This window comes from Candidatus Avelusimicrobium alvi (assembly GCF_958451995.1).
GTDB lineage: Bacteria > Elusimicrobiota > Elusimicrobia > Elusimicrobiales > Elusimicrobiaceae > Avelusimicrobium > Avelusimicrobium alvi.
In genome coordinates this window covers 1-15,238 of sequence record NZ_CAUDSG010000034.1, presented here as the reverse complement: position 1 = coordinate 15,238, position 15,238 = coordinate 1, and the positions used below count along the sequence as shown (strand labels likewise).

The following is a 15,238-nucleotide window of genomic DNA, read 5'->3' as shown; positions in this document are numbered from 1 at the left end:
TGGCAACATTGTTTAAACAGTGTGGCTCAATTAGTCGGATGTACCCGCATAGAGAACCGTCCCCTGGAAGGGGGCTTGTATTGTTTTTTTTTTTTGATAAATTGGGGGAAGACCTATTGGGTCGTATCCCCTCGCATACCTTGCTTAAACTCTTTTCTAAGGGGATATTTAGGCCATTCCCGTAAGGATGGAAGGAGTTTCTATGAAACGAGTTTTAACCGTCTTAGTTTTACTTTCCGGCGCGTGTGTGTTACACGCCGAAGAGATGAAGTTCGTTACGACGTTATCGTCTCCCTTGGGCACGTTCGCCCAGCTGGAAACTGCGGACTACAGCGCCACCACGTCCGTACCATTGTTAAACTTTTGCAATACGCGTTCCTCTGCCGGTACAGTAGCACTTAAAGGAGCGGACACTTATCTGCAGAGCTTAAACTTAAAAGCGAATACAACCCTGGGCGGTAATATAAAAGAGTACCGCATTTCGGGCACGCTTAGCGTCAATAACAACAGCGAAGTAACAGGAGGGCGTCTGCTGGCGAACACGGCCACGGTGTCGGGCGCTTCATCGGCTAAGAGCCAAGTGACTGATACGCTGTATATGAGCAGTATGAAGGTAAAAGGCGCGAAAGCTGGCAGTTTGACGATTCCCTCGCAGGTGCAAACCAGCGGGAGCGGCAATAATGACGAGCTGGAATGGAGCAATATCTACACGAAAGATTATAAATCGGACGGAAGTACGACGGGGAGTAATTCGTATACGTCGTATTTATTAAAGACGAAAGTGCGGTGTGTAGCGTCGGAAGCGACGGCGTGCACGTCTTCTAAAGGGACGTGGGATGACACGGACTGCAGCTGCACTTGTCCGAGCAATATGATTTTAAAGAACGGGAAATGCATAGGCAAGTTCAGCCCGAAAGTGATAGACATAGGCGTACTGGTGAATTGTCATTATACGCCTGACTCAGGTGGAGGAAACCGCTATTGGCGCAAAGAATGTTCGGACCCGGATGCGGATCCTTATAATTGTTACAACACCGGGTGGGACAATTATCCTGCCAATGTGATTTGTTACAGCAGTGAGAAGCCGTGTTGTGTGCATACATATGAGTTCTATCAAGGCGGGTCGCTGGTTAAATCCCCCAAGACGGATACGGCCGCCGAGCGGTGGCTGTTTTGGGAAGGGGGGAGCTATATGGGCGGACAATTGAACAACAGATATTTTTCCGGGGGCTCTATGCCGGCATGTAACGGGAGTGATTATCAGTCTATTTGTGATTCCCAGTGCACGGCGGGGGCTTCTTCCTGCTCGTATAAGTGCCTGATTTCCAAAAGCGTTCCCGGCTGTGTGAACGGTACCTATAAATATAGTTCCGGCACCAGCTGTAATAACGCTTCCGGCACCGGCCAAGTGCTTACCTGCGTGAGCGAATAATTGTATCTATAAGAACCAAGAACCCGGGTTCCAAACGGAGCCCGGGTTCTTGGCATTTAACGGGCACGGTTTATTTTTGCTCATACAAATCCCCGCCGGAATGGGGAGTTTAAAAACATTATTTAGCGGGTTTTATTTTAATGTGCGTTTTAAATTTTCAGCGGTGTTCCCCGTTTACGGTATGCCGGGGGCGACGCACAATGCGTGGCCAACGGCAAAACGTACGACAGTTTCTTGCTGCAGGGCCGCTGATTTTCCGCTTGGCCCGGGGCATATGCGCCGGGTGCGTTCGGGCCAAATTTGCTAAAATATAATTATGAAAATACCGGCGCTGTGCCCGTTGGACGGCCGCTACAGCGGCAGACTGGGCGCGCTCAGAAGTGTGATGAGCGAGGCCGCCTTTACTGCATCCCGCGTGCGCGCGGAGGTTGCCTGGTTTGAAATCCTTTCCCAATTAAACCTTCCCGGTTTTAAACCGCTTTCCGCTTCGGAGCGGAAACTGCTGGCGGACGTCTGTACCCTTTCCGAAAAAGATTTGGACGTCCTGCGCGCGCTGGAATTTGACGGCTGCCAAAACATCCCGCCCACCAAACACGACGTAAAAGCCGTGGAATACTTTTTAAAACTCCGTTTAAAAAATACTTCTTTAAAAGACCGCCTGGAATGGCTGCACTTCGCGCTGACGAGTGAAGACGTCAACAGCGCGGCGTATGCGGTGTTATTGTCAGACGGGCTGGAAAAAGCCCTGCTGCCCGCTTTGGAAACTTTGCAAAAAGAACTGGCTAAGCTGGCTAAAAAAGAGGCGCGTTCGGTTTTGCTGGCGCGTACGCACGGCCAGCCCGCCGTTCCGACCACCTTTGGCAAAGAAATGCGCGTATTCGCCGAGCGGCTGGCGCGCCAAATCCGCGCGCTTAAAACGCGTGAAATTTCGTTTAAATTTGCCGGCGCGGCGGGGCATTACAACGCGCATTATGCGGCGTTTCCCGCCGTCAACTGGCCGCGCGCGGCCCGGCGTCTGGCGGCGGCGCTTAACAAAGGCCGCAAAATAAAACTTTTTTTAAGCCCGGTTTCCACACAGGTGGACAACCGCGACAGCTACGCCGAACTGTTTGACAACCTGCGCCGCGCGGACGTGATTTTGCAGGATTTCTGCCGGGATATGTGGCAGTATATTTCCGCCGGGCTGGTGCGGCAGAAAGCAGTCCGCGGGGAAGTGGGTTCTTCCACCATGCCGCAAAAAGTAAACCCGATTGATTTTGAAAACGCCGAAGGAAATTTGCAGCTGGCGGACGCTTTGTTTGAACTGTTTTCGCGCAAGCTGCCCGTGTCCCGCCTTCAGCGGGATTTGTCGGACTCCACGGTGCTTCGCAATATGGCGGTGGCGTTCGGCTATGCGCTGACGGCGTACCAGTCCGCCGCCAAGGGGCTTGAAAAAACAGCTTTTGACCGCGCCGCCGCGCGCGAAGAATTAAACGCCCATCCCGAAGTGCTGGCCGAAGCCGTGCAAACCGTGCTTCGCGCGGCGGGATACAAAAACGCGTACGAAACCCTGCGCGATTTTACGCGCGGGAAAAAAATGACGGCGGCGTTGTTTCACGAATTTATAGAAGGGTTGGCCGTTGACGGGCCGACCAAGTCAAGACTGCGCGCGCTCACGCCCGAAAACTATCTCGGGCGGGCGGCCGATCTTGCGGAGGGAAAGTATGATTGATATTGTCTGCGGCGGCCAAGCCGGCGATGAGGGAAAAGGAAAGATTTCCGCTTATTTGTCTTACAAAGGGGATTATGATTACTGCGTGCGCGTGGGCGGGCCCAACGCCGGGCACACCGTGGTGCAAAACGGCAAATCGTATACGCTTAAAAATATCCCGTCCGGGTTTTTAAATCCCAAAACCAAATTGGTGCTGGGCGCGGGCGCGTATACCAAAACGCAGTGGCTGTTGGAGGAGCTGAAAGTTACCGGCACGCGGGACCGTTTAATCATTGACCCGTATGCCGTGCTGATTTCCGACGAGCAAACCGCCGCCGAAAAGAACGCTTCGCATTTTATGGAACACATCGGCAGCGTGGGGACGGGGCTCGGCCAGGCGGTGCGCGACCGCATTGAACGGCGCAGCATTACGTTTGCCAAAGACGAACCGCTTTTAAAAGATTTTATTCAGGACGTGCCGGAACTTTTAAACGGATGTCTGGACAAAGGCGGTCAAATCCTGCTGGAAGGCACGCAGGGGATTAAGCTCTCGCTTCTGCACGGCGAATATCCGTTCGTTACGTCGCGCGACACCACCGCATGTACTTTTTTGGGCGAAGCCGGCCTCGGCCCCAAAGGCGTGCGGGACGTGTACGTAGTGTTCAAACCCTACATCACGCGCGTGGGCCCCGGGCCGCTTGAGCGGGAACTGACCGACGAAAAAGAACTGGAACGCTACCACACCAAAGGGCACGAAATCGGAAGCGTCAGCAAACGCCTGCGCCGTATCGGCGCGTTTGAAAAGCGTTCCGCCGCGCGCGCGATTATGATTAACGGATGCACGAAAATCGCGATTACGCACATTGATATGTTTCCGGGCAACGACCGCGTGAAAAAATACGAAGACTTTACGCCCGAAGCCCAAGCGTTTTTGGAGAGCTTAAAACGGCTGTCCGCCGAAGTGTATCCGCACCCGCAGGTGGCGCTGGTTTCCACCGGCCCGGATATGGAAGACACCTTGGTGCTGTAAGCTGTTTTTTCCATTTAAAACCCCGCTTGTAAAAGCGGGGTTTTTCATTCCCGCGCGCGTGTTGCGTTTGTTTCGCCGAGAAGTTATAATAAAAACAGGGGGAATACTATGAAAGATATCGTTTTTGATTTAGGCGGCGTTCTGATTGATTGGAACCCGCGCCATTTGTATAAAAAAATTTTTGCTTCGCCGGAAGAGATGGAATGGTTCCTCTCCAATGTGTGCACCCCGCAGTGGAACACGCAGCAGGATGCGGGCCGTCCGTTTGCGGAAGGACTCGCTTTGGCAAAAGAGAAGTACCCCAAATACGCCGCGCAGATTGACGATTATTACGCCCGCTGGGAAGAAATGCTCGGCGGTCCCATCAAAGGCACCGTGGCCCTGTGGCGCGAACTGAAAGACAAAGGCTACCGCATTTACGCGCTGACAAACTGGTCCGCCGAAACGTTTCCCGTCGCCAAAGAAAAATATGATTTTCTGCGGCAGATGGACGGCATTTTAGTGTCGGGAGAAGAACGCCTGGTCAAGCCGGACCCGGCCATTTACGCGCGCTTGTTAGAGAAATTCAACCTACACTCGCCGGACTGCGTGTTTATTGACGACAACGCGGCCAACGTGGCGGCCGCCGCCAACCTGGGTTTTGACGCTATCCTGTTTAAAAGCCCGGACGCTTTGCACGCGGAACTGATGCGGCGCGGTCTGTTATAAAATTTACGCGGCAAAAAGAACCCCCGGGGCTAACGCTCCGGGGGTTTTGTATTTAACGGAACTTAATCGGCTTTGCTTACCAGCACTTCCATTAATTTGTGGCGGCGGAATTTGCGCGGGTCCATCCACAGGCCGCCGGCTTTGATTTTATCGTTCTTGCCCAGTTCGCGGCCCAGCTGTTTTTCCGCCCACTGGACTACGTTGATATTCGCCGGCAGGTCTTGCGGCGCGGGCACGCCCAGCTGCTGAAACACGTCCGCCATTTTGGCGCTGGCGCTGGCCACCAGAGACGCGCCGAACGGGCGGATGTAGGCGGGGAAAAAGTCGTACTCGTCTTCAATTTCGCCCACCATTTCTTCAAAAATATCTTCCAGCGTCAGAATGCCGGTGATGGTATTTCCTTCCGTTACGAGGCAGATATGCTGTTTGCTTTTCATCAGCTTTTCCAGCGCGGCGGAGATGATGGTGTCCGCATCCAGGCGCAGGATGGGGCGGATGATGGTGCGCGCGGACGTGGGCGAACCGCTCGCCATTTTGGTGGAAAGAAAAATATCTTTAAAGTTTAAGTACCCCACAATGCTCTGCGGGTCCTGCGGGTTTTCGCGCACCGGGAAGCGGGTGTGCATATCCAGATGGGCTTTGATAAACGTATCGGCGATGGAGTCCGCCGCGTCCAGCATATACACCTGGTCCAGCGGCACTTGGATTTCGCGGATTTTGCGGATGCAGAACATCGCGCTGGAAAGCACGATTTTCTCTTCCGCCTTGCCGAACAGCCGCGAGGAAGAAGCGATGGCCGCCGCGGTGCGTAAATCGGCCATAGCGGCTTTTTGGGCTTCTTTCGGGTCCGGTGTTTTGGTAAAGGATTTTTTGGTGAAAAAGCGGACCATCGTTTCCATAATCACCACGATGGGGGACAGCACCGTGTACAGCACCCGCATAACCGGGGAGAATTTTAACACCACAAATTCTTTATTTTTAATGGCAAACGTTTTGGGCGTAAGCTCCGCAAATACGATGGTAATAAAGCTCAGCGGGATGACCACCACCGCCACGGCCAGCGCGTCGGCCAGGCGTTTGGGGATGGAGAGCCATTCCTGAAGCACGGGGGAGAACATTTCGTCCGCGCCCGCGCCGCCGGCGGCCGCGGCCACCGCGCCTACCAGCGTAATGCCGATTTGCACCACGGCCAGGCTGCCTTCCATATGGTCTTTCATATAGAGGGCCTGTTCGGCGCCCAGGCGTTTTTCCTGGGAGAGGATGGACAGTTTCGTTCGCGACACGGATGCCAGGGCCATTTCGTAAGCCGCCAGCAGGGCGTTTAAAACCAACATGAGGATGATGATAAGTATCGTCATTGTATATAGTGTAGCAAAAAACCGGAGGGGAAAAAAGAAGGCCTCCCCTCTGAAAAAGGGGAGACCTTGAATAGCGTTTACGCGGCAAGCGGCGTAATGCGGCGCAGCAAATCCCGCGCGTGCGGAACGTTACGGTGCAGCGTATGATAGGCGTTGCGGATGGAGTGCATGGCTTCCTGCAGGGGCAGCGAGTGAAGCCCCGGCTTAAACGGCAGGAAATACAAATCCAGCTCCAGCGCGCCCGTACGCTGGGGATAAAAATAGCGGATATTCAGCGGGAACGCGCCTTTGCGCGTATAGAAAGCTACGCGCCGGCGGATGTTCTCCACGCCCGGTTCCGCTTTTTCAAGTTCCAAAAAACAGCCTTTTGCCTTAGGATAAAGTTCTTTCAGCGCGCGCAGCATTTGGCTGCCCACCCCGCGGTTGTGGTATTCCTTAAATACGGCAATATACTCCAACCATAAAAGATTTTTCACCTTATCAAGCCAAACAAGCATATACCCTACGTTTTGGGTCTTTCCGTCTTGGTCGTCTTTGGCCAGCCAGATGTGGTAATCGGTGGCGCAGAGGAAAGTAAGGAATGTTTCTTTGGCCTTTATTTCCACATACGGGAATTGCTGCTGCATATCCTCGTAAATGGCGCAAAAGTCTGTATCGGTCGCTTTGGTTATATACAGAGACATAAAGTCCTCCTTTATAAACGCTGCGATGGCGTTTCTGGTTTTTTGCGAAATTTTCAAAGAACACCGTTGTGCAACGGTTCGGGGCGGCCCGGGTGCCCTATCTATAGGCTAGCAGTTAAAGCGGACAAAGGCAACCCCCGCCCGGGCGCAAAAACGCGCCCGGCAAAGAGGCGGGCGCGTAAGGGCGGGCAAAAAACGCTCAGAACGTCAGTTCTTCCATCGGTTCGCGCGGGACCTCGTCCAGCGGGCGCACCGTATAAGTTACCGTATCAAAATCTATTTTCGTTAAATCCACTTTTCGGATTTGGGAATTATACATGGTGCGGTAATAGAACGCCGGATGGGTCAGGTCGGCCGCGCTGGTCCACTGGGTGGCGCTGGGCAGATTGGGTATTTTTTCGCCGGCGGCAAATTCGGAACCGATGGGAATGTCAAAGTTATTAAGGATATGGAACGCCTGCGTGATGCCGCCGTATGCGTCCGGCGCCGCCGGTGCGCTGTGGAGCCAGAAAAACGCCCGCACAAAGCGCGAAGGCGGCGTAACGTCCCCCGGCAGGCCCAACAGCGCCGAGCCCGCGCCGAATGGAAACAAGCGTACGCCGTTTACGTCCCGCGTGTCGGCGGCTCCGGCGTGCAGGTTGACATAATTATTCAGGTTGGTTTCCTGCCACGGGTAATCGGGCGAATTGGTGAGTATGCCCACTTTGTTTTCGTACACGCGGCGTTCCCCTTTGTTGGTGATTTCCAATACCACGCTCCGGCCCGAGGCGTCCGCAATGCGCCAGTGCCCGGTGTTGGAAATCCCGTCCGGCCCCGGTTCACCGATGGGGATGATTTCAATCTTTTTAAGTCCGTTTAGCACTTCGTCCACCGTGGCAAAATTAGTGAGCATCCAGCGCACGAGTTCCCCGTCGCTGACGGATTTTTTGGCTTTGCGCGGATTATAGGGCGCGAGGCTTCCGTAATGCGGAAAATAAAAAATCCCCGCATTAAGGCCTTTTTCGTTCACGCCTTCGGTAACAAATTCCTCCATCACCGTGCTCGCGCCGACGGCGCCGTACTTGTTATTCCAGGCCAGGCCGTTCTTGCCCTGGGGCGTATAGGAAACGTTGCCCATCCTGCGCGGCAGGACCACCAGCTTGCTGTTTAAATCGTACCCGCCCCACTCAATCGTGCGCGCCTGAATTTGCGTGCCGTCCGCCGCGGCGAACGAAATGCCCGTGCAGGCCGGCAATGCCGCCGGCAGGCAGACGGCCGCCAGCAGCGCGGCTCCCGTGATAAGACTGTTTGTTTTGTTCATATCTTTCCCCTTCCAGTATTGTTTTTTTAGCCCGTCCGCGCCCCCGTTAATACGGCATGGGCGGCAGCGGCGCGTCGGCAAAGTACACCAGCGCGCCGATGCAAACAAGCGTAAACAGCGCGGCTTTTATATTCACGCGCGTATGAATGCCCATGGTGCGGTTCATCCACAAAATCCACAGCGGGCTGGTTAAGGCAAGCGCGTTTAAATAGCCGGGATTCGGTATGTGCAGCATGGCGGCGTTCTTGCTTACCATCAACAGGGCGCTGGCCGCCAGCACCGCCAGACCGCCCGTTACGGCCGTGCGCGTACCGGCCAGTTTTATAAAAGCGCGGAAGCTTTTATCGGAAGCCGTACGCAGATAACCCGTTGCATTAAACAGGCCGCCGACCGCGCCTACAATCAGCATATAATAAACAATGACGGAAGACAGCGGCTCTTTAAGCACTATATTTTTGCTGTTAAGCGTCATGCAGGACAGCACCGCCACCGCCGGCGCCATATATTTAAGCAGCGTCTTCCGGTCTGGCCCGGAGCCGCTCATTTTAACGTATCCCGCCGCCGCGCCGGCCACCGCCAGCAGAATGGGGATAAACACCTTCGGCGCGTGGACCAAGGCGTCCAAACGCTTAAAATCAATCAGCCACCATAAAAACACGCTAAGCGCAATAGCCATCACCGTCATCATAGCCGTACCGCCCGCGCCGAAGCGTTTGGAGGCGGAGAACAATTTATAATCGTAATACCCCACCATCAGGCCCTGCAGGGCGGCAAACGTCCAGAACCACACGTCTTTGGGAAACGGCACAAAAAACGCAAAAGGAAACGCCAGCAAAAACCCGCCGAAGCCGCGCCAAATGCCGAGCAGGTTGGCGTCCAGGCGGTACTTCGCATTGGCGAAGATGACCGCCGCGTTAAAAAAAGCGTATAAAATACCCGGTATGACCCAATCCATACACATATCCCCCTGTATACGGATATTATAAAAACCCTTCCGGCAAAACGCATACGCTCATTTGGGTTAGAAAGCGGACTAGTCTTTCTTCCGCCTTGACACTCCCCGACGATAAGTATATCCTTTAACATAGGGGGAGTTTCTATGAAGAAAAAATTTAATATTACCGGTATGACCTGTTCCGCCTGCCAGGCGCATGTGGAGCGTGCGGTCGCCAAACTGCCCGGCGTGCATTCCGCGGCGGTAAATTTACTGCAAAACACGCTGACGGCGGAGTACGACGAGGACCGCCTGGGCGTGCAGGACATCGTCGCCGCCGTGCGCGGCGCGGGCTACGACGCTTCGGCGCCGGGGGAGGATGCGCCCGCCGCGTCGCCCCAGCGGGCCGCCAGAGAGGAAGCCCTGCGCGTTAAACGCCGTTTTTGGGGTTCGGTCGGATTTTTACTGCCGCTGATGTACGTATCCATGGGGCATATGGTTTCTCTGCCGCTGCCGCACGCGGCGGCGCATAACCCGGGTTTGTTCGCGCTGACGCAGTTTCTGCTGACGCTGCCCGTGCTGTTTTTAAACCGTAAATTTTTTACCAACGGCTTTAAACGTCTGTTCGCGGGCGCGCCGAATATGGACAGCCTGATTGCGCTGGGTTCCGGCGCGGCGGCGGTATCGGGCGCGTGGGTGCTGTTTGACGTTGTTTATTTAATGGGCGTGGATGCGGCCGCCGCTTCAGCCGCGGCAGCCAACTTATATTTTGAATCGGCGGCCATGATTTTAACCTTAGTTACGCTGGGCAAATGGCTGGAAGCGCGCGCCAAGGTGAAAACGTCGGACGCTATTTCCGCCCTCGTGCGGCTGGTGCCGCCGGAAGCGTCGGTGCTGCGGGACGGCAAAGAAGTAAAAATCCCCGTGCAGGGGCTCGTGCCCGGAGATACGGTAATCGTACGCGCCGGGGAGAGAATTGCGGCTGACGGCGTGATTACGGACGGTGGCGGCGCGGCGGACGAATCGGCCCTGACCGGCGAAAGCGTGCCGCAGGACAAACAAATCGGCATGGAGCTGGCGGCGGGGACGGTGCTGGCCAGCGGATATGTGGAATTTCGCGTGGAGCGTACGGGAAAAGACACCGTGCTCGCGCAAATTATTACGCTGGTGGAAGAAGCCGCGGGCACCAAGGCTCCCATCGCCAAACTGGCCGACCGCGTGAGCGCAGTATTTGTGCCGGCGGTGATAGCGGTGGCGCTTTTGACGCTTGTGGTGTGGCTCGCGCAGGGAATGGGCGTGGCGTTTTCCATCTCGGCGGCTATTTCCGTTCTTGTGATTTCCTGCCCGTGCGCACTGGGGCTGGCTACGCCTACGGCCGTGATGGTGGGCACCGGGGCCGCCGCACGCCACGGCATTTTGGTTAAATCCGCCGCCGCGCTGGAGCGGGCGCATAAAGTAACCACCGTGGTGCTGGACAAGACGGGCACCGTTACTTCCGGGCGGATGCGGGTGGCCAAAGTGATTGCCGCTCCCGGCGTTACCGAGGAAGAACTCGTCAGCCAGGCCGCTTCGTTGGAACATTTTTCCCAGCATCCGTTTGCGCGCGCGCTGACGGCGTATGCGGACGAAAAAAACGCGCCGCTTTTTCAGGCTTCGGGCTTTGAACTCCTGCCGGGGCGCGGCGTACAGGCGCAGGAAGGAAAAGACCGGCTGGCCGGCGGCAATTTAAAATGGATGCGCGAGCTGGGCGTGGACGTGCCGGACGGGGACAGCCTGATGGCCGCCGAAGCGCAGGCCGGGCGCACGCCGCTGTTTTTCGTGCGCGGGAACCGCTTTTTGGGCGTTATTTCCTTTTCGGACACGATTAAACCCTCTTCGGCGGATGCGGTGTATTTGCTGAAGCGGATGCGCTTAAAAGTCATTCTGCTGACCGGGGATAATGAACTCACCGCCCGCCGCGTGGGCGAAACGGTGGGGATTGACCGCGTGATTGCGGGCGTACTGCCGCAGGAGAAAGAAGCCGTGGTGCGCCGCCTGCAGGACGAAGGCGAAACCGTGGCGATGGCCGGGGACGGCGTAAACGACGCGCCCGCTTTGGTGCGCGCGGACGTGGGCCTGGCGCTGGGCGCGGGGACGGACGTAGCCGTGGAATCGGCCGATATCGTGCTGATGAAAGACGATTTGACGGGCGTCGCCACCGCTTTGCAGTTAAGCCGCGCGGTGCTGCGCAACGTCAAACAAAATTTATTTTGGGCGTTCTTTTACAACGTGCTGGGCATTCCGCTGGCGGCGGGAGTTTTGTACCTGCCGTTCGGGTGGAAACTCAGCCCGATGTTTGCCGCGGCGGCGATGAGTTTAAGCTCCGTCTGCGTGGTAACCAACGCGCTGCGTCTGCGGTTTTTTAAGCCCGCGCGCGTATCTGAAAAAAGAAAACAAGGGGGAAACAAAATGCAGAAAACATTGATTATTGAAGGCATGGTCTGTTCGCACTGCGCCGGCCGCGTGGAACGCGCCTTAAACGCGCTGCCGGGCGTGCGCGCGCACGTGGATTTAAGCCGGAAAGCGGCGGTGGTGGAATCGGCCGGCCCGGTGGAAGAAGAAGCCCTTAAAAAAGCGGTGCGGGACGCCGGTTACGAAGTAGTGGCCGTGCGTTAGGCCGGCGGGCGTAAGTTTTATGGGCGGCCGGGCGTTTTCAGGGCCCGGCCGCTTTCTTGCGCCAGAATTGATAGAATAAATAAAAGCCGTACTGGACAAGGAGCGTTCCCTATGAACCATTTCGGGTTTGTCAAGGTGGCGGCGGGCGTGCCGTCCGTAAAAGTGGCGGATCCCGCCTATAACGCCGCCCAGCTGGAAGAATTAATTGCGCGCGCCGCGCAGGAAGGCGTGCGCGCCGTAGTGTTCCCGGAGCTGTGCCTGACCGGGTATACCTGCGGAGATTTGTTTTTAAAACCCTTGCTTATTAACGCCGCCGAACGCGTGCTGGCCGCCCTCTTGCGCCGGACGGAAGGGCAGGATATTGTTTTTATTGTCGGCCTGCCGGTGGCGGCGGGGAGCGCTTTACTGAATGCGGCCGCCGTATGTTACCGTGGGGAGATTTTGGGTGTTATTCCCAAAACCTGCCTGCCCAATTATAAAGAATTTTACGAACAGCGTTGGTTTACGTCGTCTTTGGAATGGGGGGGCGGCGAAGTGGATTTGTGCGGCCGCCGCGTACCCGCCGGAACGGATTTGTTGTTTGAAGCGGGCGGGATGAAGTTTGGCGTAGAGATTTGCGAAGATTTATGGTCCGTCGTGCCGCCGTCTTCGCGGCTCAGCCTGCAGGGGGCGGACGTTATTTTTAATCTTTCCGCCAGCAATGCGCTCGCGGGCAAAAACGCCTATGTGCGCAGTTTGGTGGGCCAGCAGTCGGCCCGGTGCCTGTGCGGGTATGTGTACGCTTCCAGCGGGTTCGGCGAGTCCACGACCGATGTGGTGTTCGGCTCCAACGCGCTGATTTACGAAAACGGCACGCCGCTGGCTTTTTCACAGCGGTTCTCGCAGGAGGCGCAGCTGGTTTCCGCCGAGATTGACGTGGAACGCCTGCGCGCCGAACGTATGGCCAGCACGACGTTCCGCTCCGACGCGGCCTACGAAGCCGCCGAGCCGTATGAACTGATTGAAACGGGTATGCCGCCCGCGCCGGTGATGAGTTTGTCCCGCGCGGTGTCTCCCCTGCCGTTTGTGCCCAAAGGCAGTATGCTGGAGGAGAACTGCCAGGAAATTTTCAACATTCAGGTAACCGGCCTGGCCACGCGCCTGGCGCATGCGCGCGCCAAGACGGCGGTTATCGGCGTGTCGGGCGGGCTGGATTCCACGCTGGCGCTGTTGGTGTGCGCCAAAACGTTTGACCGGCTGGACCTGCCGCGCAAAGGCATTATCGGCGTAACGATGCCCGGCTTCGGCACTACGGACCGCACCTACCAAAACGCGCTGACGCTGATGAAAAACCTGGGCGTAACCGTGCGGGAGGTGGACATTACCCAAGCCTGCCGCCAGCATTTCTGCGATATCGGCCACGACGAGAAAAACAAAGATATCACCTACGAAAACACCCAGGCGCGCGAACGCACCCAGGTGCTGATGGATATTGCCAACCAAACGGGCGGCCTGGTCATCGGGACGGGGGATTTATCCGAACTGGCTTTAGGCTGGGCGACGTACAACGGGGACCATATGTCCATGTACGGCGTAAACACGGGCGTGCCGAAAACGCTGGTGCGTTCGCTGGTGGCGTGGGCCGCACAGCACGAAACGGGCAAAAAAACGCAGGCCGTTCTGGCGGATATTGTGGATACGCCCATCAGCCCCGAGCTGCTGCCCGCCGCCGAAAACGGCGCCATTTCCCAGAAAACCGAGGACTTGGTGGGCCCGTATGAGCTGCACGATTTCTTTCTGTTTTATTTCCTTCGCTACGGGTTCGGCCCCGCCAAAATTTACTTTTTGGCCAAGCAGGCGTTTGATAAAAAATTTGCGCCGGGCGTGATTAAAAAATGGCTGAAAGTATTTTTCCGCCGCTTTTTCGCCCAGCAGTTTAAACGCTCCTGCCTGCCGGACGGCCCGAAGGTGGGCTCGGTGTCGCTCTCCCCGCGGGGGGACTGGCGTATGCCCAGCGACGCCAGCGCGGAAGCCTGGCTGGCGGAAGCCGAAAACCTGCGTTAATTTTTACCGCCGCCTTTATAAGCGGCGGTTCTTTTTAGGGAGGACGACGGATGTTTGACGTGGTTATCATCGGCCTGGGGCCAGCGGGCAGCACCCTGGCGCGGCTTTTGGCCGGGCGGAAAGTGCTGTGTTTGGATAAAAAAGCTTCGCGGCCCGGTGGTTTTAAAAAGCCCTGCGGCGGACTGCTGGCGCCGGACGCGCAGAAAGCCCTGGCACGTTTTGATTTGACGCTCCCCAAATCCGTGCTGGTGGACCCCCAGCTGTTTTCTGTACGAACCCTTGATCTTTCCACCGGGCTTTGCCGCCACTACCAGCGGTTTTACGTGAATATGGACAGGGATAAGTTTGACCGCTGGCTGATGTCGCTCATTCCCTCTTCGGCGGAAGTAAAAGAAGACGCGTGGGTAACGGATATTACAAGGGACGCGGACGGCGCATTTACCGTTACGTTTGTACAAAACGGGCAAACCCAAACCGCGCGCGCCAAACGCGTGGCGGGGGCCGACGGCGCGGACTCGCTCGTGCGCCGGACGTTTTTTCCCGCGCATCAAATCCGCTCGTACGTGGCCGTGCAACAATGGTTTAAAGAAACGCACAAGAGCCCGTTTTATTCCTGTATTTTTGACCCTGCCCAAACGGACTGCTACTCGTGGTCCGTCTCTAAGGACGGTTATTTTATCTTTGGCGGGGCTTACCCGGCGCAGGACTGCCGCGCGCGGTTTGAGCGGCAGAAACAGGCGCTTGAAAAATACGGGTTTCAATTTGGCGCGCCTGTTAAAACCGAGGCCTGCCGCGTCCTGCGGCCGGCGGGGTGGAATGAGTTTTGCCTGGGGGAAAAGGGCGTATTTTTAATCGGCGAGGCCGCCGGCCTTATCAGCCCCAGCAGTCTGGAAGGCATTTCCAGCGCGCTTATAAGTGCGCGGCGTTTGGCGCAGTCGCTGGGCGCAGAACCGGGGGCGGAAGAACACCGCCGCTATGCGCGGGGTACATTCGGCCTGCGTGTAAAATTGTGGGGCAAACTGCTGAAATGTCCGTTTATGTACTGGCCCTTTTTGCGCAAATATGTAATGAAAAGCGGCGTGCAAAGCATCCGCATTATCCGCTAAACGGATAACCGTTTAAAATCCCCGGCTGTGTCGGCCCCGGGGGCCTTTCCGGCCGTGCAGACAAAGAACCGCTCCCAGAAAACTTTTGCGTCCCCGAATGTTTCTCTCCCAAGTATCTAAAAGTACCGTATTTTGCCGGACCCTGGCCAGGCCAGAGAAGGGAGCTCAGGCTCCGGGCCCTGCCCCCGCACTCTGCGGGCGGCTTTTCGGGCTGTGTTGTTGCCGTTTTAAGCAGGTCTTAGCCGTGTTGTTGCCGTTGTTGCTCCGGCCTTAGCCCGTCTATAAAATCCGTTTTACGC

The 15,238-nt window shown here is 56.4% G+C and carries 11 protein-coding genes; 7 read left to right on the top strand and 4 right to left on the bottom strand.

Annotated elements, in window-relative coordinates:
* Nucleotides 1-202: 202 nt before the first annotated feature.
* The 4 genes from ACQY36_RS06625 (at nucleotide 203) to ACQY36_RS06610 (ending at nucleotide 4,860) form a co-directional block, all read left to right on the top strand.
* Nucleotides 203-1,432 carry a hypothetical protein gene (locus ACQY36_RS06625; RefSeq protein WP_428078459.1) on the top strand — a complete coding sequence of 410 codons (1,230 nt, stop codon included), beginning with the start codon at nucleotides 203-205 and terminating at the stop codon, nucleotides 1,430-1,432.
* A 316-nt stretch (nucleotides 1,433-1,748) separates the two neighbouring features.
* The gene (purB, locus tag ACQY36_RS06620) at nucleotides 1,749-3,143 is read left to right on the top strand and encodes an adenylosuccinate lyase (protein WP_428078457.1); all 1,395 of its coding nucleotides are present in this window, start codon (nucleotides 1,749-1,751) and stop codon (nucleotides 3,141-3,143) included.
* Nucleotides 3,136-4,152 carry an adenylosuccinate synthetase gene (locus tag ACQY36_RS06615; RefSeq protein WP_428056067.1) on the top strand — a complete coding sequence of 339 codons (1,017 nt, stop codon included), beginning with the start codon at nucleotides 3,136-3,138 and terminating at the stop codon, nucleotides 4,150-4,152. The genes purB and ACQY36_RS06615 overlap by 8 nt, the downstream gene beginning before the upstream one ends.
* Nucleotides 4,153-4,260: 108 nt before the next feature.
* The gene (locus tag ACQY36_RS06610; protein ID WP_428078456.1) at nucleotides 4,261-4,860 is read left to right on the top strand and encodes an HAD family hydrolase; all 600 of its coding nucleotides are present in this window, start codon (nucleotides 4,261-4,263) and stop codon (nucleotides 4,858-4,860) included.
* Between the two features lie 62 nt (nucleotides 4,861-4,922).
* On the opposite strand, the gene ACQY36_RS06605 is transcribed toward ACQY36_RS06610, so the two are convergent.
* The 4 genes from ACQY36_RS06605 to ACQY36_RS06590 all read right to left on the bottom strand — a co-directional run bounded on the left by ACQY36_RS06605 (nucleotide 4,923) and on the right by ACQY36_RS06590 (nucleotide 9,156).
* The gene (locus tag ACQY36_RS06605) at nucleotides 4,923-6,218 is read right to left on the bottom strand and encodes a CNNM domain-containing protein (RefSeq protein ID WP_428072080.1); all 1,296 of its coding nucleotides are present in this window, start codon (nucleotides 6,216-6,218) and stop codon (nucleotides 4,923-4,925) included.
* Between the two features lie 77 nt (nucleotides 6,219-6,295).
* On the bottom strand, nucleotides 6,296-6,901 hold the full coding sequence (locus tag ACQY36_RS06600) for a GNAT family N-acetyltransferase (RefSeq protein WP_428056073.1): 606 nt from the start codon (nucleotides 6,899-6,901) through the stop codon (nucleotides 6,296-6,298).
* 199 nt (nucleotides 6,902-7,100) lie between these two features.
* Nucleotides 7,101-8,201: a linear amide C-N hydrolase gene (locus ACQY36_RS06595; protein WP_428078454.1), complete on the bottom strand. Its 1,101-nt coding sequence runs from the start codon at nucleotides 8,199-8,201 to the stop codon at nucleotides 7,101-7,103.
* Between the two features lie 46 nt (nucleotides 8,202-8,247).
* Entirely contained in the window at nucleotides 8,248-9,156 is a 909-nt protein-coding gene (locus ACQY36_RS06590; RefSeq protein ID WP_428071895.1) for a hypothetical protein, read from the bottom strand.
* Nucleotides 9,157-9,300: 144 nt separating this feature from the next.
* Between ACQY36_RS06590 and ACQY36_RS06585 the strand changes: the two genes are divergently transcribed.
* The 3 genes from ACQY36_RS06585 (at nucleotide 9,301) to ACQY36_RS06575 (ending at nucleotide 14,939) form a co-directional block, all read left to right on the top strand.
* Nucleotides 9,301-11,790, top strand: a complete 2,490-nt coding sequence (locus tag ACQY36_RS06585) for a heavy metal translocating P-type ATPase (protein ID WP_428078452.1) — start codon at nucleotides 9,301-9,303, stop codon at nucleotides 11,788-11,790.
* 111 nt (nucleotides 11,791-11,901) lie between these two features.
* Nucleotides 11,902-13,833 (top strand): NAD(+) synthase, encoded by a 1,932-nt coding sequence (locus ACQY36_RS06580; RefSeq protein WP_428078449.1) that lies wholly within the window; start codon nucleotides 11,902-11,904, stop codon nucleotides 13,831-13,833.
* A gap of 50 nt (nucleotides 13,834-13,883) precedes the next feature.
* Entirely contained in the window at nucleotides 13,884-14,939 is a 1,056-nt protein-coding gene (locus ACQY36_RS06575; protein ID WP_428078447.1) for an FAD-binding protein, read from the top strand.
* The last annotated feature ends 299 nt before the right edge of the window (nucleotides 14,940-15,238 follow it).